Raw genomic sequence first — 22,390 nt, 5'->3', positions numbered from 1 at the left:
ATTTGCCGTATTAACCGGGCATACGACACAATTCCCGCAATTTCAGAAAAACACCCGGAGGGTGCCCCGGAACTGGCGGGGCAGAACGGGATGAAAATGGACGTCTTCCACGCCCTGGGCAGGTTCGCCGGGCAAGCGGGAAGCATAGAAATAGGCGATATCGTTATCCTTGCTATCGGTGACATTGAGGATATTCAGCTCCACCCGCAACCGGTCGCGCCAGCGCCAACCCAATCCCAAATTGAGCAAGGTGGTGCTGCCCGCCTCCACGGTACCTTTTTCATTCAAGGGGACGGCGCCGAAGTGGCAGACCCGCGCGGAACCGAAAAGCCCGTTGGGCAGATCCACCGTCACGCCACCGGTAATCACGCGTCCCACTGAATTAGGAACATGCTCTCCGCCGCTGTTTTCAAACCGGGCCTTGGTCAAGGCTAAATCGAAATCCAGGGTCAGCCAGTCCAGGGGCTGATAATAATTGCTCCATTCGACTCCGTAGCGCTTGCTATTACCGCTGGGCTCAGTGGTGCCGGCATCTCCCACGAATACCAGCTCCGAATCCAGACGCAGTTGCCACAGCGCCAGCGTGGAAGTCAACCCCGGCAGCCAGGTTGTGCGCAGTCCCACCTCGAAACCTCGGGAACGCACCAGGGGATCCACAGGCTTGACAGACTCGCCGGTGATAGGATCGATGCGGGTCTTAGCGCCCCGCACATCGTTGCTGTGGAAACCCATGCCATAATTAAAATACAGCTCTGTGTCATACCAGGGCCCCAGCACAATTCCAAACTTGGGGCTGACGATGGCATCGGAGGCGTCGCCGGAATTGATGCCGGCGAAACGGCCCTCAACCCGAAAGAACAGCAGGTCCCCTCGCACGCCTGCCGTGGTCCGCACTTTCTCGTGCCATTGAGTGGTATTCTCCAAATACAGCCCCACGTTGGTTTCATCCACCCGGTCAATTCTCACCGGATTGATAATCCGCCGCCGCTGGGTATGGTAAAGCGCTACCTTGGGGATAAAGTCATGGCGCACCTGGGCGCCCAGATTGAATCCGCTGTCAACCCCCCGCCACTGCCAATGCCAGTGATGGTTGAACGTCCCGCCCGCTACCAGACGGCGGTCTTTTTGGAAAATTTGATCGCCGTGGATTGGGTCGTCGAGAAAGAAAGTAAAATTGGAATATAGCCGCAAATCCGAATAATAGCCATACAGGGTCAATTGGGTATTGCCCCATCGGGAATCCTTCCAGCCATTGAACGTCAAGGCAAAGCGGTGAATCTGGCCGCCGTCGCTGGGGTCAATGGTACCCAGGCGGGAAAGCAAACCCGCCTTGACGGCACGCTGGGGGATTTGATCGGTGGCGGTCCAGTCGTTGTAATAACCGTTGGCGGTAACGGCAAACCCTTGGCCATTGCCTTCAAAGCTCCATTTCAGCAAGCCTTTGAAGCGCCGCATGTCCATGGACTCTTGCCACGGACCATCATAGAAACTGGCTTCTCCCCCCGCCAAAAAAGTGTGAAGGCCAACATCAACCGAATCGGCGGCCACCGTGCGGTAAAAATTATCCTGGCCGAAAGTCTGGCTGACAAAGCCTTTTTCCAGGCGGGAAACCGTGTGAAAGCGGGCGTAACCGGCGGAGGAAAAATCTCCTACGTCCGAATAATAGGGGCCTTTGCCATATTCGATGTAATCGATCAGTTCCGGAATCAAGGGGTTGAGATCCAAATAGCCCTGGCCGTGACCATGGCTTGGCACATTCAAAGGTACCCCGTCCAAAAAGGCGGCGAAATCCGTGCCGTGGTCGAGATTAAAACCCCGCAGAAAATATTGATTGGCCTTGCCCGCGCCGCTGTGCTGGGTGGCAATCATCCCCGGCACCACTTCCAGCAGTTCCCCTACCCGCAACCAGGGGCGGAATTCAAATTCAGGCTGCCCAACAAAACCCTGCGAGGCGGAACGGGAAATGCCTGTCAAATCCGTCGCCCGGCCAACGACTTCCATTTCCTCCAGCACCACCGGCGGGGTGGCCAATACACTTTGCGCCAATGAACAAAAAACCCCAATGGCCAGTCCCTGGCCGCATTTAGTCCCTTTCCAAATCATCTGAAACGAATGAGCGAGGTGGTTAAATGGCGCAATTGTCTATTAATACAAGGATTTAAAGAATTATTGATATGACTCAATCACCTTGGTCAGATAAGGGATCACTTCCTCCAGCTTTGCCTTGTCAGGTTCATTCTTACGCAGCGCGGATTTTGCCATGCGCAGATCTCCACTGGCAACTTGCATGGGCGCGGTGGTTTTCATCTTATTGGATTCCTTGGCCAAACTTCTCGCCTCGGACAAAGCAGACATCGCCGTCTCGTAATCCTCTTTATTGATGGCATTCAATGCTTCTTGGGCTTTCGCCACGACTTCATTTATGAATTGCGGTGGATCCTGGTAGCGCCCCCCGGCCTGCGTCGGCATGGACACCCCGGCCACTAATACCGCCAGCAACCAAATCATGGAAATAGGGTATTTCATCGATGACTCCTAAACATTATGGATTAAACAAAAAATTTGCCCTGTTCAAAAAGGGACAAACACCTTATTGCAATCCTGATGCCAGAATATATTTGCCTTTAAAATCATATTCTTATAAAAATGACCCCAATATCATCCATGATCCTTCACGCCAAATCGCGCATAATTGGGTTATATGCCTCAAAAGCAGCCGAAAACTACTGGCAGCCTACTTTAGCTTTCGTTAGAAACTACCCATGCCACCGATGCCGAAATGGAAAATCGCGCTTTATTCTTGCCTCTGGTTCATCATTGGCAGTCCTGAGGCGGCCGAACCCATCCTCCCGCTGCCCCGGAAACACTTCCAACCTCCGGCAAAAGTTGCCTTGGGCAGAAAACTATTTCACGATCCCCGTCTGAGTGGAGATGGGAGCCTAAGCTGCGCCAGCTGCCACGCATTGGCTAAAGGCGGTGACGATAATCGCCCTTTACCCATCCTTGCTTCAACCCCGTACCCACACAATACGCCAACGGTTTTCAATGTCCGTTTCAATTTCCGCTATCACTGGCATGGCGACGTTCCCACGTTGCAGGCGCAAGCACAACGGGCGCTACAACATGACATGAAGGCAAAATGGCCTCAGTTGCTAGCAAGGCTTGAGGCGGATAGGGACTATGCCGGCCAATTCTCTGAGCTCTATTCCGACGGCATACAACGGCAAAACGTGTTGGATGCGCTGATTGCCTTCGAATTGTCATTGATCACGCCCGACGCCCCTTTCGACCGTTACCTGCGCGGAGACTCTAACGCCATGACCGCGCAGCAAATCGCGGGGTACGAAAAATTCAAATCCTATGGCTGCGCCGCATGTCATCAAGGCATCAACATTGGCGGCAACTTGTTCCAAAAACTGGGGGTATTCCGTGATTTCAAAGGCGACGATCCCGGCCGCTTCGCGGTAACGGGCCGCGAGCGTGACCGTTATGTCTTCCGCGTCCCCAGCCTACGGAACGTCGCCGTGACCGCGCCCTATTTCCACAACGGCAAAGTCACTACCCTGAAGAAAGCCGTCGCTATCATGGGCGAGTATCAACTAGGGGTTCAGTTGCCCCAAGAGGATATTAACGCGATTGTCGCTTTCCTCCATACCCTAACCGGCACTTACCTCGGCCAGCCAGTGAAGGGAAAATGAGCACCTCCAAATTAACGCTGATATTCGTTCTGGTGGCCATTCCCTTGACCCTGCTTTATCAGTCAGCGGCACTGGAAGTCACTTCCGCGGCCCGGGCGGCAGCCGCCATCCGCAGCCTGCAATTGCGCGATACGGAATTGAACCGCAATGTGCTGTTAGTGCGCACCGGCAGCTTGCTCCATTATGACTCTCTCAATCAAGCCATGACCACTTGCCGCCAGGCTTTGGCGGAACTACAAAATCATGCCGGTCATTCCCCGCTCAAACCATTGATTTCCAGGCTCAGCAACTTGCTCGACCAAAAAAGTCAGCACCTCGAAGATTACAAATCCAGTATCGCGCTGTTACGCAACTCGCTCTCGTATTTTTTGAAACTCCAGGAGACGTTAGCTAATCAAACAGAGAAAACCGCCACCGCCGCCGATGCCGTGGGCGCTGCCATGTTGCGTTTTATCCGCCATCCCCATGACCGCCACCGGCAAGCCTTGCAAAAACAACTCCAAAAACTGGAAAGTCTCAGCCGCCAGCCCACGGTAATGCATTTGGGCGCCCACAGCCGATTAATTATCCGAGTCTTGCCAGGGCTGGAAAAAGACTTGCAACAGTTACTGGATCTGCCCGTTTATACAGTCGCCCTCCAATTGGAGAAACGCCATCAATCCCAACTAGCCAAATTGGAAAACCGCGCCACTGGGTTTCGTCTTGTATTATTTTTAGCCGCCGCCGGTTTCCTTATCGGCTTGTTGGTTCTGCAAGCACGTTTATACCGTTCCCTGCAACAACTGAGACAAACCCACCGGGATTTGAAAGCCGAAATGCAGCGCCGGCTTGAGGCAGAACAGGAAAAAACCAAGCTCGAGCGCCAGGTTCTGCAAGCCCAGAAAATGGAAGCACTGGGAACCTTTGCCAGCGGCATTGCCCACGATTTCAACAACCTGCTAGGCGCCCTGCGCGGCTACGGGGAAATGGCCGAAGAAGATGTTTCTCCAGATCATCCAGCCCACAAGCCATTACGGCAAATTCAAACCATTATTGTTCAGGGGCAAACCCTGGTGGAAAGGCTGTTGAACTTTGCCCGCCCACAAAAAAGCCGTCTGCAACCTGTCAATATAACAACTGTAACCGAAGAAACATTGAAGCTTTTACAGCCTTTGGCGCCCCCGGGTATTCAGGTGCGTTTTGAAAATCACTTGCCACCGGCAACCACGATGGCCGGTGATCCTGCCCAGCTGCAACAAATGTTGATGAATCTTTGCCAAAACGCCATTCACGCCATGGGCAATGAAGGGTGTCTAACTATCACGCTGCAATTTGCCGCTCCGGATAGAATTGAGATCCAGATCACCGACAGCGGCTGCGGCATCCCGCCGGAGCACCTGCCGCTGATTTTTGAACCTTTTTTCAGCAGCCGGGTTAAGGAAGGCGGTACCGGTCTGGGCTTGGCCATGGTAGACCGGATCGTTCGCAATCATAATGGACAGATTGAAGTGACAAGCCAGCCCGGCCGTGGCTGCACCATCAAAATCCTGTTCCCGACTTGCCCATCCACTATTTCCGGCAATTCCCGGCAAAAAAACAAAATCCAGTAATCAGCCGCGCCCAACATCGTTCTATAAGCAACGCTGAATTATTCAGCAATGCCTTAACCCGAATATTTCACCAGCATCCCGGATGATGGCGCAGGACAGGTGCGGCTGGACGCCGGGTTGGACTGAAAGGCATAGCCGTAGCTATGGCTTGAGGGAAACCCAAGTCCAGGCGTGCCTGGACAAGCCAGGGCCGGGATAGAATTCGGGCCAGGTGCAAATTGTACTTCGTGAATAAGATTAAATTGAAAAATTTCCTTTTACCATCTCAATTAATTACTTGAAGGCCCGAAGTCGGCTGGTGAAATATTCGGGTTAATTGTTACCGTTGGTAACATTTCCAGCCCAATTTGAAATTTTCCAGTAACACTTTGGGATTATTCTCCTTTCTGTCAGAAACGGGAATTTGGAGAAAAAACCATGATTTGGGAAAAACCTAGTTTTAACGACCTGCGTTTGGGATTTGAAGTCACGCTTTATATTTATCACCGATAGGAAACAGCATGAAAACTCCAGCTCTGGTAATGTCCACCTTGGCATTCGGTCTATCTGTCGCGTGCGCGGAGGAAATCACCCTGCCCCAGGGAAAAACCTTGCTCGGCTTGCCACCCGTCCCGGTACCGGCAGACAATCCCCTGACGATAGAAAAAGCCCGTCTCGGTAAGTTACTGTTCGAAGACAAGCGGTTCAGCGCCGATGGCACGATCAGTTGTGCCCATTGCCATAAACCAGAGCTGGCGTTTCAAGACGGGCTGCCGGTTTCTGAAGGCATTGGCGGCCAAAAAGGAACCCGTAATGCGCCCACGGTCATCAATGCCGCCTATTACAAGCTGCAATTCTGGGACGGCCGTCGTCCCAGCCTTGAAGCTCAAAGCAAGGATCCTTTCATCAATCCCATTGAACATGGATTGAAAAGCCACGACCCCATCGTCCAAATCGTCCGCACCGATCCTAACTACCGCAATCAGTTCCGCCAGGCTTTTGGCTTGGCGCTAGATCGCATTACCATTGACCACATGGCCCAGGCCATTGCCAGTTTCGAACGCACGGTGGTGGCTGGCGACAGCCCTTTCGACCGGTATCAATTCGGAGGCGATAAAAAGGCGCTGTCGGCTGCTGCGATCCGGGGTTTGGCGGTTTTCCGGGATAAAGGACGCTGCGTTAGCTGTCACGTCATTGAAGCATCCACCGCGCTATTTACCGATAATCAATTTCACAATTTGGGTGTCGGTTTTGACAAAATCGAAGCCCGCCTGCCGGAAATCATTGCCACTTTCCGCCAAGCGAAACAGGCCGGCAAAGAGGTAGATGAAACGGTGCTGACCCAAGTGGAAATATCAGAGTTGGGGCGCTTCATCGTGACCGGAGATACCCAGGATATCGGCCAATTCAAAACTTCGACGCTGCGCAATATTGCGCTCACCGCGCCCTATATGCACGATGGCAGCCTCAAGACCCTCGAAGAAGTCGTGGATTTTTATGACAAAGGAGGGCGCGACAATCCCATGCTGGATGGCGGCATCCGACCGCTGAATCTCACACCCCAGGAAAAATCCGATCTGGTAACGTTCATGAAATCGCTTACCAGCAGCCGTTTCGCCAAACTGCAAGCTAACACGAGGTAATCACCATGCCAGTCAATCGCAGACAGTTCCTCAAACAGATGGCTGCCGCAGGAGCGGCTGCCACTCTCCCCTTCAGTTTGGTGGAAATTAGCTGGGGCATGGGGAAGAAGCCATCAGTCGAGCACGAATCATTTACCTTCGCCTATATTTCTGACTCTCATCTTACCCATATCAAAGGCAATCAGTTCACCCGCAACTTCGACCAGGGACTGCGCAAAGCCATCATGGAAGTCAACCTGATGTCTCCCAGGCCCGATTTTGTCATCTACGGCGGCGACTTGGCTCAACTGGGCAAACGGGAAGAACTGGACCACGGGCTGGAATTAATGTCCGCCCTTCGCCCGCCTGTCCATTGGGTGACCGGCGAGCATGATTTTTATCTCGACATGGGTGAATTTTGGGAAGACAAAATCAGTCCCCTACATTACAGCTTTGACCACAAAGGCGTGCATTTCGTGGTACTCAACAGCATCCTTACCTATGAGGACTGGATCAAGCGCTGGAAAACGCCGATGGAACGGATGCTGAATATGGCCCGCCTCGACAATCCCCAAGGCTCGCCTTTCATGGTGGGCGAGTCCCAACTGCAATGGCTCAAACAGGACCTGGCCAAGTATGATGCCAGCATGCCAATTGTAGTGTTGTCGCACTCGCCCTTGTACAAGATCTTCAAACCCTGGAATTTCTGGACCGATGATGCGGAAAAAGTGCAAAAACTGCTGCAGCGTTTCCAGCGGGTTACCGTTCTCCACGGCCACGTTCACCAGGTACTCTATAACCAAATTGGCAATATCACTTTTTACGCCATGATGGCCACCGCCTGGCCCTGGCCCTATCCGGTCAGTTATGTGCAAAAACCCAATCAGGTTCCCAAGTTGACAGTGTTCATGAACCGCGCCGATCCATTTCATGAAAGGGACGGCACCGGCTGGGATATTCTCGACATGGACAGCGGCGCCATCACCAACCATTACCAACTGTGGATGAACGAAAACCGTACCGTGGCATTCGACTTTAAGCTAGAGCACCCGGTAGACCTGAAATATCAAGACCCGGATAAACGCATTCCACCCCAATTTCACTATTGAAGGAGGCCCTAAAATGACATCTCTCAAATGCTGGTTACCGGTTTTGACTGTCTTGATCCTAGCGCCCACAGCGTATGGCGATGAATTCACGGAAGAAGATCTCAAACGCTGGCGGGCTGAGTATATGAAGGTGATGGAAAAAGGCGAAAAATTATTCCACGCCACCTTGGGCAGTAACAAGGTTTCCTGTGACCAATGCCACCCCAATGGCGCCAACACCCACCCAGAAAGTTATCCCAAATTCCAAAAGCAACTGGGCAAGGTCGCTACCTTGCGGGAGATGATCAACTGGTGTCTGAAAAACCCGCTGCAAGGCAAACCATTGCCCCTGGATAGTGACGAGATGATCGCTCTGGAAGCTTATATCACCTGGGAACGCCGGGGCGTACCGCTGGCGCCAGGAAAGCATTGAATCATTGGGGGTGACTGGCCTCCACTTTTTCTACGTCAGCGGCAAAACGATAACCGGCTCCCCGCTCGGTCACAATCAATTGAGGATGGGCTGGATCCTGCTCTAATTTACGCCGCAGGCGGAGGATCTGAACATCGATACTTCGATCATAAACTTCTTCACCATAAGGATGGCAAAGCTCAAGCAGGGTTTCCCGGTCAAACAACCTGCCCGGAGAGTCGAGAAATATCTTCAACAAACGGAATTCGCTGGCGGTCAGTTTCAAGGTTTTGCCGTCAGCCAAGGTGACAGTCCTTTTGTCTACATCCAAACGGTGACTTTCGAAATGATAAATCCGCCCTCGCGACCGGACTGGCTTGCCACTTCTCCGTAGCACTGCCCGGATTCGCGCCAGGAGTTCACGGGGGCTGAAGGGCTTGGTGAGATAATCATCCGCCCCCAGCTCCAACCCTACGACACGGTCAGTTTCTTCCTGCAACCCCGTCAACATAATGACCGGTATGTCCCATCGTTGCCGTATGCTTTTGAGCAATGCGAAACCGTCTTCATCCGGCAGGCGTATATCCAGCACAACCAAATGCATGAGTTCTTTTTGCAGGCATTCAACCCCTTCGTGGCCACGGGCGACGTGGGTTACCTGAAAGTCATAACGGCCCAGATAATCCTGCAGCAAGGCACCGATATGGGGATCGTCATCAATCACCAGAATCCTGTGCCGAGAAGCCATTACCCCACTATCCAATAAATCTGAAACAACGCTATAGTTTGGTTTGAATTCAATCTTCACACCCATGCATTAAACGCATGGCGCCGGTGAGCAGGAAAATAATCACGGCAAGCAGGCCCAGTTCCACCAAAATGGCCTGAAACCCCGGATCGGTAAGATCGACATTACCGGCACTTTCGGCAGTAATAATCAGCATGCGGCGAATGGCGGCAATAATACCCACAATAAGGAAGGGCGCCACCTGTAATTTCTGGGTCCGGGCAATTTGACCCAAGGTATATATAATCTCTGCCAACATCAATGCGAGGAGGACCCGATCCAGAAGTTGAACGATTGCTTCGGTAAAGTGGCCGTCGAGAAGCAGCTTTACCATTTCTACTACTGCCATTGCCAGCAGTCCCGCCGCAGCAACGACCAGGATATAACCCGCCGTCATGTAAATATAATGTTCGGCCTTTTCTAATACTCCGATTCGCCTGGCGTCGAAATCAGCCATGGGAACGCTCCAAATCCGATAAAAATTCGTCTATGACAGATTGCGTGACATGGGGCATGACTACCACATGGGCAAAATCCACGCCCTCCAGCTTCATGGTCGCCAGGGAATATTTTTTGACTATCCACGGGGCGGGTTGCTTGAAAAAAATAATATTGGAAGCCTCGCAAACCCGTCTGGGCAAGAGATGGGTGAAGTGAGCTTGCAACGCCTTTAGAAAATACTGGGTATTATCCAGCATGGCTTTGACATCTTCAGCTTGACGCGCAAAATCTTCGGGACTGGCGTAATAAAAAAACTCTGCCGGTTTTACCGCATCCCGCGAGCAGGCAATGGTACCGGGCACATGACCGATATATTCGGGACTGTGGATGCGGCTGAAAAGCGCATTAAATTCATCGAATGTCGCTTGGGTGGTAATGAATAACCCGGCCGGCGAGTGAAAACCGAAGAATTTATGACAGGAAACCGCCAGGGAATCATAACGGGGCCTGCAACCACTGCCTTCGGAATAGTGGATGGCCGGGGCAAAGAGGGTATGCGGCAAATAACCTCCAAACAATGCGGCATCTACGTGGACATAGGCGGGATACTCCCGCACCACCGCTTGAATCGCCTCAATCCTGTCGATGCCGCCCTTGAAAGTAGTGCCTACCGTTGCCACCACCAACACAGGGTCTTTGCGATGCGCGGCAATTTTCCGGGCCAGGTCTTGGGGGTCCAGGCTGGCGTCAGGCAAGGTATCGACAAACACGCGTTCCAGACCTAATTGATCCGTTAGAATTTGAATCGAATAATGCGCTTCGCGGGTGAAATAACACTTGGGCAAACGTCCCGTCCTGCCCTTGAGCAGCGTCCGCCCCATATACATGCCTTGCATGTTGCTGTCGGTGCCGCTGTTGGATAAAAATCCCCATAGCCGACCTGCGGGGAACCGGTAAATTTTGCCAAATCGCTCTATCAATTCCCGCTCAAATTCGTGGCTATTATAGGAAACTGGCGCCGGCTGATAGGGATTGCCCCCATTATTCCAGGCAAATCTTCCGACCCCCTTGTTCCACAGGTGTTCGCGCCATCTGAAAAAAGCCTTCGGCGGGGGATTGAAGTTAATGGGATAACCCAACAGGAGACGTTTTTGGGGATTATCGTCCGCACAAGTCAACGACAATGGGCTTTCCCCATCCTCAGAGGCAACGGGCAATCTTGGCCGACATTCTGAAAAATAATTCATAAGCGCCCTGAGGTTCTAGACATCGTTTTTGTACCTGCAAATCTATTCAAACAGGATGTCTAGCGTCCGGATGTGAATTTCTGATTTCAACGCCGCCAATTCTTCTGCAAAAAATAATTCCGTCCCCGGATGCTTTACCGTACCAGCACTGCAGGCCACTGCCAAGCGCAGTGTCTCTTCTACGGGTAAACCTTGGGCAAATCCCGCCACCAACCCAGCCACCATGGAATCGCCTGCTCCCACGCTGGAGCGCACCGGAACGCTTGGGGGAAGCGCGTGTAGGGCAATGTCATCCCCCACCAAAACCGCGCCCTCCCTACCCAGGGAAACACAGACATAGTCGATACCCTCGGCGTGCAGCCTGCGCGCTTCCGCCACCACCGTCTCGATGTTTTCCAGTGATTTGCCGGTCAGCTGTTCCAGTTCATATCGATTGGGCTTGACCAGAAACGGTTTCGCTTCTATCCCTTTGCGTAATAGCCCACGATGGGCATCAAGTATCGGCCGTCCGCCAGCCGCGCGGATTTGATGAATCAGCAAGGCATAGATGTCTTCCGGCACCCCTTGGGGAATCGAGCCGGTCACAACCCCATAACCATCGGCGGTAGTTTCAACGAACTGCTGTGACAAGCGTTGTAAGTCGTCGGACACAAGCGGCGGGCCTATACCGCTGACTTCATATTGAGATTGGCTGTCCAGCTCGATAATCGTGCCGTTGATACGGGTCTCCCCGGCAACCCGCACATACACAAAATCTTCCACATGCCGGGCCAGCAAGCGTTCCAGGAACTGCCCGGTTTCACCGGCCAGTATGCAAAAGTTCTTGGCTGGCACTTGGAGCCGCTTGAGCGCCCGGCCGATGTTGATGCCATTGCCACCTGGATCGAAACGGCTGGTTTTGGAATGAACCTTTTGGTTTTTGACCAAGTGGTCGATTTCATAGGTCACATCCACCGCAGGATTCAGCGTCAAAGTAGTGATGGGGGGGAGTGAAATCGGGGTCATTGGATTCTCGGCCTCCGGCCCAACCGCTTTTCCACTTCGAGAATTAAACGGGTGGTTTGCAGCAGGGTATCTGGATTCAAACTGATGGAATCGATTCCACACTCCACGAGATATTCCGCCATTTCCGGGTAGTCCGACGGCGCTTGGCCGCATAATCCAGAATGCACCTGATTGCGGCGGCAACCTTCAATCGCCAGCATAATCATGGCCTTTACCCCGGGGTCACGTTCATCATAATCGAACGCCACCAGTTCGGAATCCCGGTCCACCCCCAACGTCAACTGGGTTAAATCGTTAGAGCCGATAGAAAAGCCATCAAAGTGCTGGGCAAAGTCGTCAATCAACACGACATTGTTGGGGATTTCGCACATGCAGTAGATTTTCAGATCCTTTTCCCCCCGCTTCAGTCCCAGTTCCGCCATTTTCGACAACACCCGCTTGGCTTCCTCCACCCGGCGGACGAACGGCAGCATCAAAATCACATTGGTAAGCCCCATCATTTCCCGGACCCGCTTCATGGCTTGGCATTCCAGGGCAAAGCCTTCCTCGTAGGCGGGATGGGCATAACGGGCAGCACCACGGAAGCCTAGCATGGGATTGGCTTCTTCCGGCTCGAACCAGCGCCCCCCCACAAGCGAGGCGTATTCATTGGTTTTGAAATCAGACATCCGAACCACTACCGGCTTGGGATAAAAAGCCGCGGCAATGGTCCCCACCCCTTCCGCCAAAGTGCGGACGAAAAATTCTTCCGGATCGTCATAGCCGCGAGTGAGTTTGGCGATCATTTTGAGCTCTGTTTCGTCCTTGACGCGGTGGGGATGTACCAAGGCCATGGGATGGACCTTGATATATTCGTTGATGATAAATTCCATCCGCGCCAGACCCACGCCGTCGTTGGGTAGAAACGAAGTTTGGAACGCCAAGTCGGGATTGCCCAGGTTGATCATGATTTCCGTATCCGGCCGGGGCAATTGGGACAAATCCGTGGTGATGACTTCAAATGGCACCTCGCCTTCATAGACCCGGCCCACATCCCCCTCGGCGCAGGAAACCGTCACCAATTGACCGGTTGTCAGCACCTCGGTGACATTGCCAGTCCCCACCACGGCGGGAATGCCCAATTCCCTCGCAACGATGGCCGCATGACAAGTCCGCCCGCCCCGGTTGGTGACAATGGCGGCGGCGGTTTTCATCACCGGTTCCCAATCCGGCGTGGTGGTATCGGCCACCAAAACCTCGCCGGGACGAAATTGATGGAGTTGAGAGACATCCTCGATGACATGCACCTTGCCCGTAGCGATTTTGGTCCCCACGGCGCGGCCTTCAATCAATACTTTACCGGTCCCAGTCAAGCGATATTCTTCCAGAATCTGGGCCCGTTTCTGGGAAGCGACGGTTTCCGGGCGGGCCTGGACCAAATATATCTGTCCATCAATGCCATCCTTCGCCCATTCCAGATCCATGGGCCGGCCATAGTGATCCTCCACAATGATGGTATAGTCCGCCAGGACAAATACATCGTCGTCACTAATACAAAAACGCTCTTGGTCCGCCTTGGGCGTGGGCACATTGCGAGTGGTATTGCGCCCCCCTTCGGCATAGATCATCTTGATCTTTTTCGACCCTAACCGCCGCCGCAGCACCGCCCTGTAACCTTGCTTGAAAGTGGGCTTGAAGACATAAAACTCATCCGGGTCCACTGCTCCCTGCACCACATTTTCCCCCAAACCATAACTGCCCGTGATAAACACCACATCCCGGAAGCCGGTTTCTGTATCCAGGGAAAACATCACCCCGCTGGCGGCAAGATCGGAACGCACCATTTTTTGTACGCCCACGGACAAAGCGACTTTGAAGTGATCGAATCCCTGGTCGATCCGGTAATGAATGGCGCGGTCCGTAAACAGACTGGCAAAACAGCGGCGCACTGCATCCAGAAGCGCCTCCCCGCCACGGATATTGAGAAAAGTCTCTTGCTGGCCGGCAAAGCTGGCGGTAGGCAAATCTTCCGCGGTGGCAGAGGAACGCACGGCCACGCTCAATTCCGGTCCGAATTCTTTCTCCAGCTCAGCGTAAGCGGCAAGAATTTCTTCCCGCAACTCCTCGGGCAAACCGGCCTCATACACAATCTGCCGCGCCCGGCGTCCTCGCCGTTTCAAGTCTTCCACATTGGTGGGATCAAGGCCATCCAATGCCTGATGCAAAGCTTCCCAGGCGCCAGCTTTTTCCAAGGCATACCGATAAGCTTCGGCGGTAATCGCAAAGCCATTGGGAACTTTGACGCCTTTAGGGGTTAACTGCCGGTACATTTCACCCAAGGAAGCATTCTTCCCCCCTACCAGTGGCACATCATCTATACTCAACTCTGCAAAAAAGCGGATGAAACGATAACTCATCACTGACTCCTGAATTTGTTATGCCCAATCAAGAAAAAAGCTTGCACATGACAGTTTTGATGACGCCAGACATGGCCAATTTTGCCGGCAAGGTCCACGGGGGCGCATTGCTGAAATTGCTCGATCAAGTCGCTTACGCCTGCGCCGCACGCTACTGCGGCAGCTATGTGGTGACTGCCGCACTGGACATGGTGTTCTTCAAAGAACCCATTCATGTGGGAGAACTGGTGACTTTCAAGGCCCATATCAATTATACCGGACGCACATCCATGGAAGTGGGTATTAAGGTTATTGCAGAAGATATCACTTCCCGCAGCAAACGTCATACCACATCTTGCTACTTCACGATGGTGGCCAAGGACGAACAGGGGCGCTCCATTCCTGTTCCCCCTCTGGAACTGGAAACCGACCTGGAAAAAAGACGCCACCGTGCCGCCCAGATCCGCCGCACCTTACGCAAGGAAGCTGCCAATAAAATCAAGACGCTGCATACAAAGGGAGAAATTTAGCAAATCTTTTTAAATTCCCTATTCAATTGATTTTTAAAAAGTGCAAAAGCAATGGTGACTTTGTAAAAATACTTCTCCGTCTAGTTGCTATGGCCTTCTAGGCTGGTGCTATACTTAAAAATTAATGCACTATCATTCAGTAAATACATACGTCTATCCTTTACGTTTGTTCAAAGACAACCTCTGAATTTTGTTGCCTGCATGAGCTATAATCTTCTTATTTAATAAGTCTTCACAACTCGTATCTAGTATTCAACAGCTTTGCTTTACAAATTCAGCCAACCCCAGCTGCTATTCAAGTGCTAACAGGAATTTTGCATGCAGTCACAACCTTCCAGTTATCCCGGTGTTCTTCCTCGATATGTTGATTTACTTCACACTTGCCGGGAAAAAGTAGTCAATGAGTTTTCCGAACTGTTCAACGGCATGTTGGAAGCCATGGATGAAGAGCTGACCCAGCTTGCGGAACATGCGGAAAGCAATGTTTTTCAAACCCATTGCCTGGATGTCAAGCAGGAAATTGCTGACAAAAACGAGGCGATGGGGCAGCACTTTTATAACGAATTAGTAGCGGGGTTTGAGCGCTTCACGCTAGGGCATAATCAATACACGGAAAACCAAAAGAAAGAGGAAGAAAGCTCACCCAAGCGTAGTAAGCTGGCGCTGATTGAAAAAGAATCTTTTGAAATCGAACTGGCCTTCGACACCGTCGCCAACAACGCTTACGTCAATTACAGCGAATACATTTATACCCTCAATCACCGGCTGGCCGTCATCAACGGAGGGTCTAAACCCGGCGAGCGGAGCGAACTACTTCCGGGTGGGCCGCAACACGTATGCAATGCTTATCGCGTCGCATTATCTATACTGGAAATCCCAATTGATGCTGGCGTCAAAATCGGTTTAATCGAAATTTTTGATAAATATGTTCTCCGTCAAGCAGACGCAATCTATCAAGATTACAATCGGACTTTAATTGAAGCGGGCATTCTCCCGAATTTAGAAGACTCTCCGATCTATGCCCCGCCCAAGGTGGATAACAGTGAAGCCGATCTTGAAGAGGCACCAGAAGCAGTTGAGGAAACACCTGAAGCGGATACCAAAACCAAAGATGAATTGGCCGAGGCTTTAAAAAATCTCAATAAAACCGCTTCCCCTTCCCCGCCACCTCCGCAAGATGAAACCACGGAACCTGAAACCCGGGAAGAAGCCCAGGAACATAAAGTCTTTGAAAATATCAGTCAATTGCTCAGACAGCGCCGTGGCGTAAGTACCAACGAGCCAGTCAGCACGACACCATCGAGCAATCTAAAGGAGCTGATTTCCTCGCTTAACGCATCGACTCAAGCCGGCGGCTCCCAGACAACGACGGTGCCTGCCAATATTGCCACTTATTCCCTGGAACAGATCAAGGAAGAGTTTACTCACCAACTCGATCAACTTGCAGAACTTATCAAGCATCACAATATCAGTCATACTGACGCTGATGTCATAGAGTTGGTGGGCATGCTATTTGAGTTGGTACTCAATGACGGCAACCTGCCCGATTCTGTCAAAGCTTTGTTGAGTCACTTGCACACACCGTATCTCAAGGTGGCTTTGCTGGACCGGAAGTTTTTCTTCAAACGCCGCCACCCAGCTCGCCGCTTGTTAAATTCTTTGACCCAAGCCGGCGCGCTGTGCAATGCCACAGATAAAAACGAGCAAGTGGTTTTTTCAAGAATGCGCGATGTGGTCAATCGGATTCTGGTGGACTTTGACGACAACGTAGAGCTATTTTCCGAGGTTCTGGAAGAGTTTGATGAATTCATGCGCAGCTTCCACCAGCGCGCGCGTATGGCGGAAAAACGCTCCATAGAAAAAGCCAAGGGCCAGGAGCGGCTCCGGGAAGCCCGGCAAACGGTAGCCCGCCATCTGGTCAAAATTGTCAAAGGTAGAAATCTTCCCAAAGCGGCGGAAAAACTGCTCTTTGGCCCTTGGGCCAATTTATTGGTACTGCTCTATTTGCGCAAGGGTACCGATAGCGACATCTGGCAACAGCATCTGAAGATTACCGAAGATATCATCTGGAGTGTGCAACCCAAAGACACGCCAGAAGAACAGCAGATATTTAGAAAAAAAATCCCAGCGCTGGAACAGGACATCCGGGATGGCTTGGGTCTTCTCGGCGATCCGGAAAATACGACCGAGCAACTTTTGAAAGAGCTGGCTGCGGTTCACCACAAAATGCTGGAAACCGCCCTTGAAAAAACCCCGCTGCCTGAGCCGGAAATCACGCCCGAACAATATCCCCTGCTCCAGGATATCGATCCAGAAGAATTGCCTGGCCAGAAAAAAGCAAAAACCCCGCCTCCCATGGAGCTCGAGGATATCCTGCAACAACTGCAGAAAATAAAACTGGGCACCTGGTTTGAGTTTGACATCCCCAAGACCGGCCATACCATCCGGGCCAAGCTATCCTGGTTCAGCCCCAAAACCTCATACTATATTTTCGTCAACCAGGCAGGTATCCAGGTTGCTGTCCGGCCATTGAAGAAGCTGGCCCAGGAAATTCTCGACGGCCAAACAAGAATTTTAAAACTGGAAAAGAAACCGTTTGTAGAAAGGACTTTGCAGAAAATCCACAACTTGCTGAGCAAGCCGGATTAAATCTCTCTCCCAATAATCGGCTTTTGGGATACGTCCTAAGTGGATTGACGGAAAATGTAAAGGAAGATATTCGGTGATTCTTGAATTAACGCCCGCCCCGAGCTAGCAAAACTCTGCAATTAAAGTTTCCAGCAGTTGGGTGTTGTCTGGTGCCAGGTCGATGATTTGAAAGCCAATCCAGTACTGATCCCCCTCGTCATCTTCCTCAAACCAAAGGCTTTCAATCCCCAAATTGATTCTTTCTGGCAAATCTCCTTTACTCGGAAGGGCAATTTCAACCTGCAGGATCTGATTGGGTTGAATCATATACCGACTCAATAACATCATTCCATGACGGGAAAGATTGGCCAATTCACCAATAGGTTCGCCGGTACCTGTGTCCAATACACGCAGTGGCACTAAAACCGGAAACCTGGGCTCCCTCCTTTTGTCGGTCATTCATCACCTCAAGCAAAAATTACAACTTAACAAAAGTATAGGAGATATTGAGAAATTTGCGGCGACACGGCCCTTTTTCCCGATTTTGATAGACTATCCTTATTATTAAGCACCTTCCTCAGAGTCTATTTACCTATTAGCCTATGACTGCCCGATATATCTTTACTCTTTTGACCGTTTTCCTGCTGGTTCAACCTTTGAACGCCGCAATTTTTCGCTGTAAAGATCCGGACGGTCGCGTTTCCTATCAGTACAAAGCTTGCGAATCGAAAGTTGGTGCTGTTCTCCAAACATCGAATAAAAACGCTTCCCGGCGTTTTTTCTGGAGAGCGGTCAAGCAAGACAAAATCTTGTATTTGCTGGGCTCGATTCATTTTGGTAAGGCTGACCTGTATCCCTTGCCTGACCCTATCATGCAAGCTTACCGCAAAGCGGACGCCGTTGTGGTGGAAGTCGATATTCGTAATGCACCGATGCAGTCTGCATTATCCATGGCTCAAACTTTAACGGCGAACAATTCACAACATCAAAACCCGCCATTACCTCCGCAAATTGAAACCGCATTGCAAGGCTTTGCCAAAAAAGCAGGCATCCCCTTTGAAATACTGAAAGGACAGAACCCTTGGCTCATCTCAATGCTCCTAACGCAAAAATTCCTGCAGCAAGCAGGCTACCGCCCGGAACTGGGCATTGACCGTCACTTTCTGCAGCTTGCAAGCCAAGATAATAAACCGGTAATTCCCCTGGAAACCCTGGCATCCCAGCAAGTCTTGCTCCGGCAAATAGCTACTTTGCCCCGAGAGCTGTTATTTCAGCAGCTAATGGATCAATTTCAATATAACGGAGACTTTCAACAATTGATGGAAGCCTGGCAAACCGGCGATACCGACTTAATGGACCGGCTCACCCGCAAAGCCTTTCCCGACCCGGCCATGGAACCACTTTATCAAGCCGTTTTCGCCCGCCGCAATCATAATATGACCAACAAATTGCTCCAATTGGAAGACGGAAAAACCTATTTTGTCACCGTCGGCGCGGCACACATGGTAGGGAAAGAGGGTATTATCAAACTTTTAGAAAAGCACGGCTTCCAGATTAGCCAGCCCTCGTTTTGAGCCATTTTCAAGAACAATCGTGACTGCTCGTGGCCCCATGGGCGGCCTGTGAAGGAAACGTCTTTGGCTGGGCAAGCGTACCGGGAGTATTAACGGCGTCTTTCGGAACAAGTCACCCATAGGGTCATCTTCCAATATGGAGCAGTTGTTACGAATAATCAATCCGGCGAATCTTCTGCCCCTGGGGCAACCGGTAAAAGTGGCGCAAATCCTGCCACATGGCTGCCAGTTGCTTTCGTTTCAGATAGCGGTTTTCAAGTTGCCAACAATATTTCCCCGCATAACGATTGGCATCTTTGTATCGGATAAGTTGAGCCTCTTTCAGCGTTTTGTCATAAACACAGCGGTCAAATAATTGGGCCCTCAGTTCCCTTGGAATACGTCCCTTAAATTGCTTTCTGATCAGCGATAAAGTGGACACATATTTGTCCACCTCCGCCTGTAGCTCCAGCTCCAAAAGCGTGACATTGCGATCAAGTCCAGCATGCCAGCCCAGATAAAGAAAATGGCTGACCCCTTCCAAAGCCAGTAAAAAAGCCTGCAAATTCTCATCATGGAGAGCCTCGAAGGGATCGTGCTTGGTCAAGCATGCAATCACCTCAGGATCCAGAAACAGCGCCAGATCCAGAGCGTCTTCTTGTTGCATAATCAGCAGTTTTTCTTTGATCAACCGGGCATCAGGGCTGGCATCCACTTGCGCCACCCAATCGGGATCGGTCACCAGAAAATCATCCACTTGGTAACCGATTTCTATGGCGTAAATACGTTCCAGCAAACGCTGGAGAGGATAAAGGGACATGGCAGGATTTTAATGTTGGTGGATCAACCCAGGGATGGGATCAATCCCCAAGCGGCGCAAACGCGCCTCCGCCCTTTTACTGCCGGTACGCAACCAAACCTCATACAAACGCATCACGTCGCTGGATGAGGTTAAATGGGCCCGTTCACTCACTTCTCCCAGTACTTCGACAAAATCTCCGAATTTATGCGAAAGCTCGGAAAATATCCCCCCCAAGGCCCTGCCCCGGAAAGAATCTTTAATCAAATCGGCAAGGTGGCCATATGCGCTACCTCCCATGGCGATGTAATAATCCACATCCACTAATTTTCGATTCAGACTATCGGAAAAAACCCCGGCGATTAATAACGCCACGTCCCCCAATCGTTGCAGACTGCGGCTTTGCTCCTCGGTGGAAGCCGCATTGACTGCCTCGGCATAAATCTGCGCCAATGGCTGCAACATCACACCTTCTTCGGTATCAATAAACAGGCGCTCGGTACGGATAAAATAAGCCAGCAGATTGACCACGTAAAAAACCGTTTCTTCGTCGGCTTCCTTTTTTTGATTCGCCAATGCGCTGGCAACCACTTCCCTGAAATATTCTTGGATATTCACCTGGGGGATGACTTGTTCGTTTTTCATCAATGCTACCTCTTCAAAACCAACCTTGTCTTTGAGTATAGCACTAGCATTTTTGCCAAGAAACGGCTTGTTTACTGCCAATAATCAATGTTTAATAAACAGTTTTCCACCTAAATTTTGCAAGTGATTCGAGCACCGAGGGTGTCAAGCAAGGCTTTAGGCAAGGCGGCATGCCAATTTTCGCGCAGGCGTGGCAGCGCTACTTCGAGCACAAAATTGGCGCAGCCAACGCAGCATAAAAACTTGATTTGGCAGCCGAATGCCGAAACACTTGCAGAATTTTGGTTATAAAAAAGCCCCGCCATTGGCGGGGCTACGTTATTGACAGCCAATCAGGTTTGGCTGGATTTACATCATTTCATCCATGCCTGGAGATGCTGGCGCCTTCTCTTCTTTGGGCAACTCAGCCACCATGGCTTCTGTCGTGAGCATGAGCCCTGCCACGGAAGCGGCATTTTGCAAGGCGGAACGGGTCACTTTGGTGGGGTCGAGAATACCCATTTCAATCATGTCGCCATACTCGCCCGTTGCGGCGTTATAACCAAAATTGCCGCTACCCTCTTGGACCTTGTGCACCACGACCGAAGATTCTTCCCCGGCGTTTCTGACAATCTGGCGCAAGGGCTCTTCAATGGCCCTGCGCAGAATATTAATCCCGACGGTTTGGTCGTGATTCTTGCCTTCCAGGCCCTGGAGTTTGCCTTGCACCCGAATCAACGCCACACCACCGCCGGGGACGATACCTTCTTCCACCGCCGCGCGGGTCGCATGCAGGGCGTCTTCCACCCGGGCTTTCTTTTCCTTCATTTCCACTTCCGTGGCGGCGCCGACTTTAATCACGGCCACGCCACCAGCCAGTTTGGCCAAGCGCTCTTGCAGCTTCTCGCGGTCATAATCGGAAGTGCTTTCTTCAATTTCGGCGCGGATTTGCTTGATGCGCGCTTCAATGGCTTCTTTATCGCCCGCACCATCCACGATAGTGGTATTTTCCTTGTCCACCCGGACCTTTCTCGCCCGGCCTAAATCTTCCAACTCGGCTTTTTCCAGACTCAGGCCGACTTCTTCGGAAATCACCTTGCCGCCGGTGAGAACGGCGATATCTTGCAGCATGGCTTTGCGCCGGTCGCCAAAACCTGGCGCTTTGACAGCGCAGGCTTTAAGGATACCGCGCATATTGTTCACCACCAGAGTCGCCAACGCTTCCCCTTCCACCTCTTCGGCGATAATCAACAGGGGCTTCCCCGCTTTGGCTGCTTTTTCCAAAATCGGCAAGAGATCGCGGATATTGGAGATTTTCTTATCGTGAATAAGAATGAGCGGATCTTCCAGTTCCGCGCTCATGGTTTCCTGGTTGGTAATGAAGTAGGGTGAGAGGTAGCCGCGATCAAACTGCATCCCTTCTACCACGTCCAACTCATTCTCGAGGGCAGAACCCTCTTCCACGGTGATGACGCCTTCCTTGCCGACTTTATCCATGGCCTCGGCAATGATCTTGCCGATTTCCTCGTCATTGTTGGCGGAAATGGTGCCAACCTGGGCAATGGACTGATTATCCATGCAAGGTTTGGAAAGTTCTTGCAAAGCTTCCACGCAGACATGCACCGCCTGATCAATCCCCCGTTTGATATCCATCGGGCTAGCGCCAGCGGCGACAGACTTCATGCCCTCGCGAATAATTGCCTGGGCAAGCACGGTTGCCGTGGTCGTCCCGTCACCGGCCACATCGGAAGTCTTGGAAGCGACTTCCTTGACCATCTGCGCGCCCAGATTCATAAATTTGTCTTTCAGTTCGATTTCTTTGGCCACAGAAACACCGTCTTTTGTCACCGTAGGCGCGCCGAAGCTTTTCTCCAGAACCACATTGCGCCCTTTTGGCCCCAGGGTTTGCTTAACGGCTTCCGCCAAGACGTTGACACCTTCAAGCATCCGGTGTCTTGCATCTTCGGAAAACAGAATTTCTTTTGCTGCCATGGTTACTACACCCTCCTATTC

At 51.6% G+C, this 22,390-nt stretch carries 21 protein-coding genes; 9 read left to right on the top strand and 12 right to left on the bottom strand.

The features are described 5' to 3' along the window. Window positions 1-42: 42 nt before the first annotated feature. Window positions 43-2,103, bottom strand: a complete 2,061-nt coding sequence (locus AXA67_01240; GenBank protein KXJ39592.1) for a TonB-dependent receptor — start codon at window positions 2,101-2,103, stop codon at window positions 43-45. 63 nt (window positions 2,104-2,166) lie between these two features. Then, complete coding sequence (locus AXA67_01235) at window positions 2,167-2,526, bottom strand: hypothetical protein (protein ID KXJ39591.1); 360 nt, start codon at window positions 2,524-2,526, stop codon at window positions 2,167-2,169. A gap of 2 nt (window positions 2,527-2,528) precedes the next feature. Here AXA67_01235 and AXA67_01230 point away from each other — a divergent pair, with 2 nt between their 5' ends. The 6 genes from AXA67_01230 to AXA67_01205 all read left to right on the top strand — a co-directional run bounded on the left by AXA67_01230 (window position 2,529) and on the right by AXA67_01205 (window position 8,409). Further along, a complete protein-coding gene (locus AXA67_01230) occupies window positions 2,529-2,753 on the top strand; it encodes a hypothetical protein (GenBank protein KXJ39590.1) in 225 nt (74 codons plus the stop codon). A gap of 9 nt (window positions 2,754-2,762) precedes the next feature. Beyond that, the gene (locus AXA67_01225; GenBank protein KXJ39589.1) at window positions 2,763-3,698 is read left to right on the top strand and encodes a hypothetical protein; all 936 of its coding nucleotides are present in this window, start codon (window positions 2,763-2,765) and stop codon (window positions 3,696-3,698) included. Further along, a complete protein-coding gene (locus AXA67_01220) occupies window positions 3,695-5,287 on the top strand; it encodes a hypothetical protein (protein ID KXJ39588.1) in 1,593 nt (530 codons plus the stop codon). Before AXA67_01225 ends, AXA67_01220 begins: the two co-directional genes overlap by 4 nt. 500 nt (window positions 5,288-5,787) lie before the next feature. Continuing rightward, complete coding sequence (locus AXA67_01215) at window positions 5,788-6,909, top strand: cytochrome-c peroxidase (GenBank protein ID KXJ39587.1); 1,122 nt, start codon at window positions 5,788-5,790, stop codon at window positions 6,907-6,909. Continuing rightward, entirely contained in the window at window positions 6,909-7,997 is a 1,089-nt protein-coding gene (locus tag AXA67_01210; protein KXJ39586.1) for a serine/threonine protein phosphatase, read from the top strand. Before AXA67_01215 ends, AXA67_01210 begins: the two co-directional genes overlap by 1 nt. Before the next feature lie 13 nt (window positions 7,998-8,010). After that, the gene (locus AXA67_01205; protein ID KXJ39585.1) at window positions 8,011-8,409 is read left to right on the top strand and encodes a cytochrome C; all 399 of its coding nucleotides are present in this window, start codon (window positions 8,011-8,013) and stop codon (window positions 8,407-8,409) included. Between the two features lies 1 nt (window position 8,410). On the opposite strand, the gene AXA67_01200 is transcribed toward AXA67_01205, so the two are convergent. The 5 genes from AXA67_01200 to AXA67_01180 form a co-directional block, all read right to left on the bottom strand. Continuing rightward, a complete protein-coding gene (locus AXA67_01200; GenBank protein KXJ39603.1) occupies window positions 8,411-9,136 on the bottom strand; it encodes a hypothetical protein in 726 nt (241 codons plus the stop codon). 49 nt (window positions 9,137-9,185) lie between these two features. Next, complete coding sequence (locus AXA67_01195) at window positions 9,186-9,632, bottom strand: hypothetical protein (GenBank protein KXJ39584.1); 447 nt, start codon at window positions 9,630-9,632, stop codon at window positions 9,186-9,188. Beyond that, window positions 9,625-10,794: a histidine decarboxylase gene (locus tag AXA67_01190; GenBank protein ID KXJ39602.1), complete on the bottom strand. Its 1,170-nt coding sequence runs from the start codon at window positions 10,792-10,794 to the stop codon at window positions 9,625-9,627. Before AXA67_01190 ends, AXA67_01195 begins: the two co-directional genes overlap by 8 nt. Before the next feature lie 111 nt (window positions 10,795-10,905). Next, window positions 10,906-11,868, bottom strand: a complete 963-nt coding sequence (locus tag AXA67_01185; GenBank protein KXJ39583.1) for a hypothetical protein — start codon at window positions 11,866-11,868, stop codon at window positions 10,906-10,908. Further along, window positions 11,865-14,264, bottom strand: coding sequence for a phosphoenolpyruvate synthase (locus AXA67_01180; protein KXJ39582.1), 2,400 nt, complete (start codon window positions 14,262-14,264; stop codon window positions 11,865-11,867). Before AXA67_01180 ends, AXA67_01185 begins: the two co-directional genes overlap by 4 nt. 20 nt (window positions 14,265-14,284) lie before the next feature. On the opposite strand from AXA67_01180, the gene AXA67_01175 reads away from it, so the two are divergent. Both AXA67_01175 and AXA67_01170 read left to right on the top strand, forming a co-directional pair. Beyond that, complete coding sequence (locus AXA67_01175; GenBank protein KXJ39581.1) at window positions 14,285-14,773, top strand: acyl-CoA thioesterase; 489 nt, start codon at window positions 14,285-14,287, stop codon at window positions 14,771-14,773. Window positions 14,774-15,091: 318 nt separating this feature from the next. Then, a complete protein-coding gene (locus AXA67_01170) occupies window positions 15,092-17,422 on the top strand; it encodes a hypothetical protein (protein ID KXJ39580.1) in 2,331 nt (776 codons plus the stop codon). 102 nt (window positions 17,423-17,524) lie between these two features. Here AXA67_01170 and AXA67_01165 read toward each other — a convergent pair whose 3' ends face one another. Then, a complete protein-coding gene (locus AXA67_01165) occupies window positions 17,525-17,860 on the bottom strand; it encodes a hypothetical protein (protein KXJ39579.1) in 336 nt (111 codons plus the stop codon). A 143-nt stretch (window positions 17,861-18,003) separates the two neighbouring features. Here AXA67_01165 and AXA67_01160 point away from each other — a divergent pair, with 143 nt between their 5' ends. After that, window positions 18,004-18,975, top strand: a complete 972-nt coding sequence (locus AXA67_01160; protein KXJ39578.1) for a hypothetical protein — start codon at window positions 18,004-18,006, stop codon at window positions 18,973-18,975. 148 nt (window positions 18,976-19,123) lie between these two features. On the opposite strand, the gene AXA67_01155 is transcribed toward AXA67_01160, so the two are convergent. The 4 genes from AXA67_01155 to groEL all read right to left on the bottom strand — a co-directional run bounded on the left by AXA67_01155 (window position 19,124) and on the right by groEL (window position 22,369). Further along, entirely contained in the window at window positions 19,124-19,774 is a 651-nt protein-coding gene (locus tag AXA67_01155) for a hypothetical protein (protein ID KXJ39577.1), read from the bottom strand. Between the two features lie 9 nt (window positions 19,775-19,783). Further along, window positions 19,784-20,398 carry a hypothetical protein gene (locus AXA67_01150; protein KXJ39576.1) on the bottom strand — a complete coding sequence of 205 codons (615 nt, stop codon included), beginning with the start codon at window positions 20,396-20,398 and terminating at the stop codon, window positions 19,784-19,786. A 110-nt stretch (window positions 20,399-20,508) separates the two neighbouring features. Next, window positions 20,509-20,703 (bottom strand): hypothetical protein, encoded by a 195-nt coding sequence (locus tag AXA67_01145; GenBank protein ID KXJ39575.1) that lies wholly within the window; start codon window positions 20,701-20,703, stop codon window positions 20,509-20,511. A gap of 43 nt (window positions 20,704-20,746) precedes the next feature. Then, window positions 20,747-22,369, bottom strand: a complete 1,623-nt coding sequence (gene groEL / locus AXA67_01140) for a molecular chaperone GroEL (protein ID KXJ39574.1) — start codon at window positions 22,367-22,369, stop codon at window positions 20,747-20,749. Between the last annotated feature and the right edge of the window lie 21 nt (window positions 22,370-22,390).

The sequence above is a fragment of the Methylothermaceae bacteria B42 genome, from assembly GCA_001566965.1.
GTDB lineage: Bacteria > Pseudomonadota > Gammaproteobacteria > Methylococcales > Methylothermaceae > Methylohalobius.
The sequence above is the reverse complement of the archived record's forward strand: the minus strand, read 5'-3'. Positions and strand labels throughout refer to the sequence as shown.

What these genes read in the sequence shown, in the direction of transcription:
- AXA67_01165 (KXJ39579.1), bottom strand. Translation starts at nt 17,860, where the DNA reads ATGACCGACAAAAGGAGGGAGCCCAGGTTTCCGGTTTTAGTGCCACTG.
- AXA67_01150 (KXJ39576.1), bottom strand. Translation starts at nt 20,398, where the DNA reads ATGAAAAACGAACAAGTCATCCCCCAGGTGAATATCCAAGAATATTTC.
- groEL (KXJ39574.1), bottom strand. Translation starts at nt 22,369, where the DNA reads ATGGCAGCAAAAGAAATTCTGTTTTCCGAAGATGCAAGACACCGGATG.
- AXA67_01185 (KXJ39583.1), bottom strand. Translation starts at nt 11,868, where the DNA reads ATGACCCCGATTTCACTCCCCCCCATCACTACTTTGACGCTGAATCCT.
- AXA67_01235 (KXJ39591.1), bottom strand. Translation starts at nt 2,526, where the DNA reads ATGAAATACCCTATTTCCATGATTTGGTTGCTGGCGGTATTAGTGGCC.
- AXA67_01180 (KXJ39582.1), bottom strand. Translation starts at nt 14,264, where the DNA reads ATGAGTTATCGTTTCATCCGCTTTTTTGCAGAGTTGAGTATAGATGAT.
- AXA67_01200 (KXJ39603.1), bottom strand. Translation starts at nt 9,136, where the DNA reads ATGGCTTCTCGGCACAGGATTCTGGTGATTGATGACGATCCCCATATC.
- AXA67_01175 (KXJ39581.1), top strand. Translation starts at nt 14,285, where the DNA reads ATGCCCAATCAAGAAAAAAGCTTGCACATGACAGTTTTGATGACGCCA.
- AXA67_01225 (KXJ39589.1), top strand. Translation starts at nt 2,763, where the DNA reads ATGCCACCGATGCCGAAATGGAAAATCGCGCTTTATTCTTGCCTCTGG.
- AXA67_01155 (KXJ39577.1), bottom strand. Translation starts at nt 19,774, where the DNA reads ATGTCCCTTTATCCTCTCCAGCGTTTGCTGGAACGTATTTACGCCATA.
- AXA67_01145 (KXJ39575.1), bottom strand. Translation starts at nt 20,703, where the DNA reads ATGGCGGGGCTTTTTTATAACCAAAATTCTGCAAGTGTTTCGGCATTC.
- AXA67_01160 (KXJ39578.1), top strand. Translation starts at nt 18,004, where the DNA reads ATGACTGCCCGATATATCTTTACTCTTTTGACCGTTTTCCTGCTGGTT.
- AXA67_01230 (KXJ39590.1), top strand. Translation starts at nt 2,529, where the DNA reads ATGACTCCTAAACATTATGGATTAAACAAAAAATTTGCCCTGTTCAAA.
- AXA67_01195 (KXJ39584.1), bottom strand. Translation starts at nt 9,632, where the DNA reads ATGGCTGATTTCGACGCCAGGCGAATCGGAGTATTAGAAAAGGCCGAA.
- AXA67_01220 (KXJ39588.1), top strand. Translation starts at nt 3,695, where the DNA reads ATGAGCACCTCCAAATTAACGCTGATATTCGTTCTGGTGGCCATTCCC.
- AXA67_01240 (KXJ39592.1), bottom strand. Translation starts at nt 2,103, where the DNA reads ATGATTTGGAAAGGGACTAAATGCGGCCAGGGACTGGCCATTGGGGTT.
- AXA67_01205 (KXJ39585.1), top strand. Translation starts at nt 8,011, where the DNA reads ATGACATCTCTCAAATGCTGGTTACCGGTTTTGACTGTCTTGATCCTA.
- AXA67_01215 (KXJ39587.1), top strand. Translation starts at nt 5,788, where the DNA reads ATGAAAACTCCAGCTCTGGTAATGTCCACCTTGGCATTCGGTCTATCT.
- AXA67_01170 (KXJ39580.1), top strand. Translation starts at nt 15,092, where the DNA reads ATGCAGTCACAACCTTCCAGTTATCCCGGTGTTCTTCCTCGATATGTT.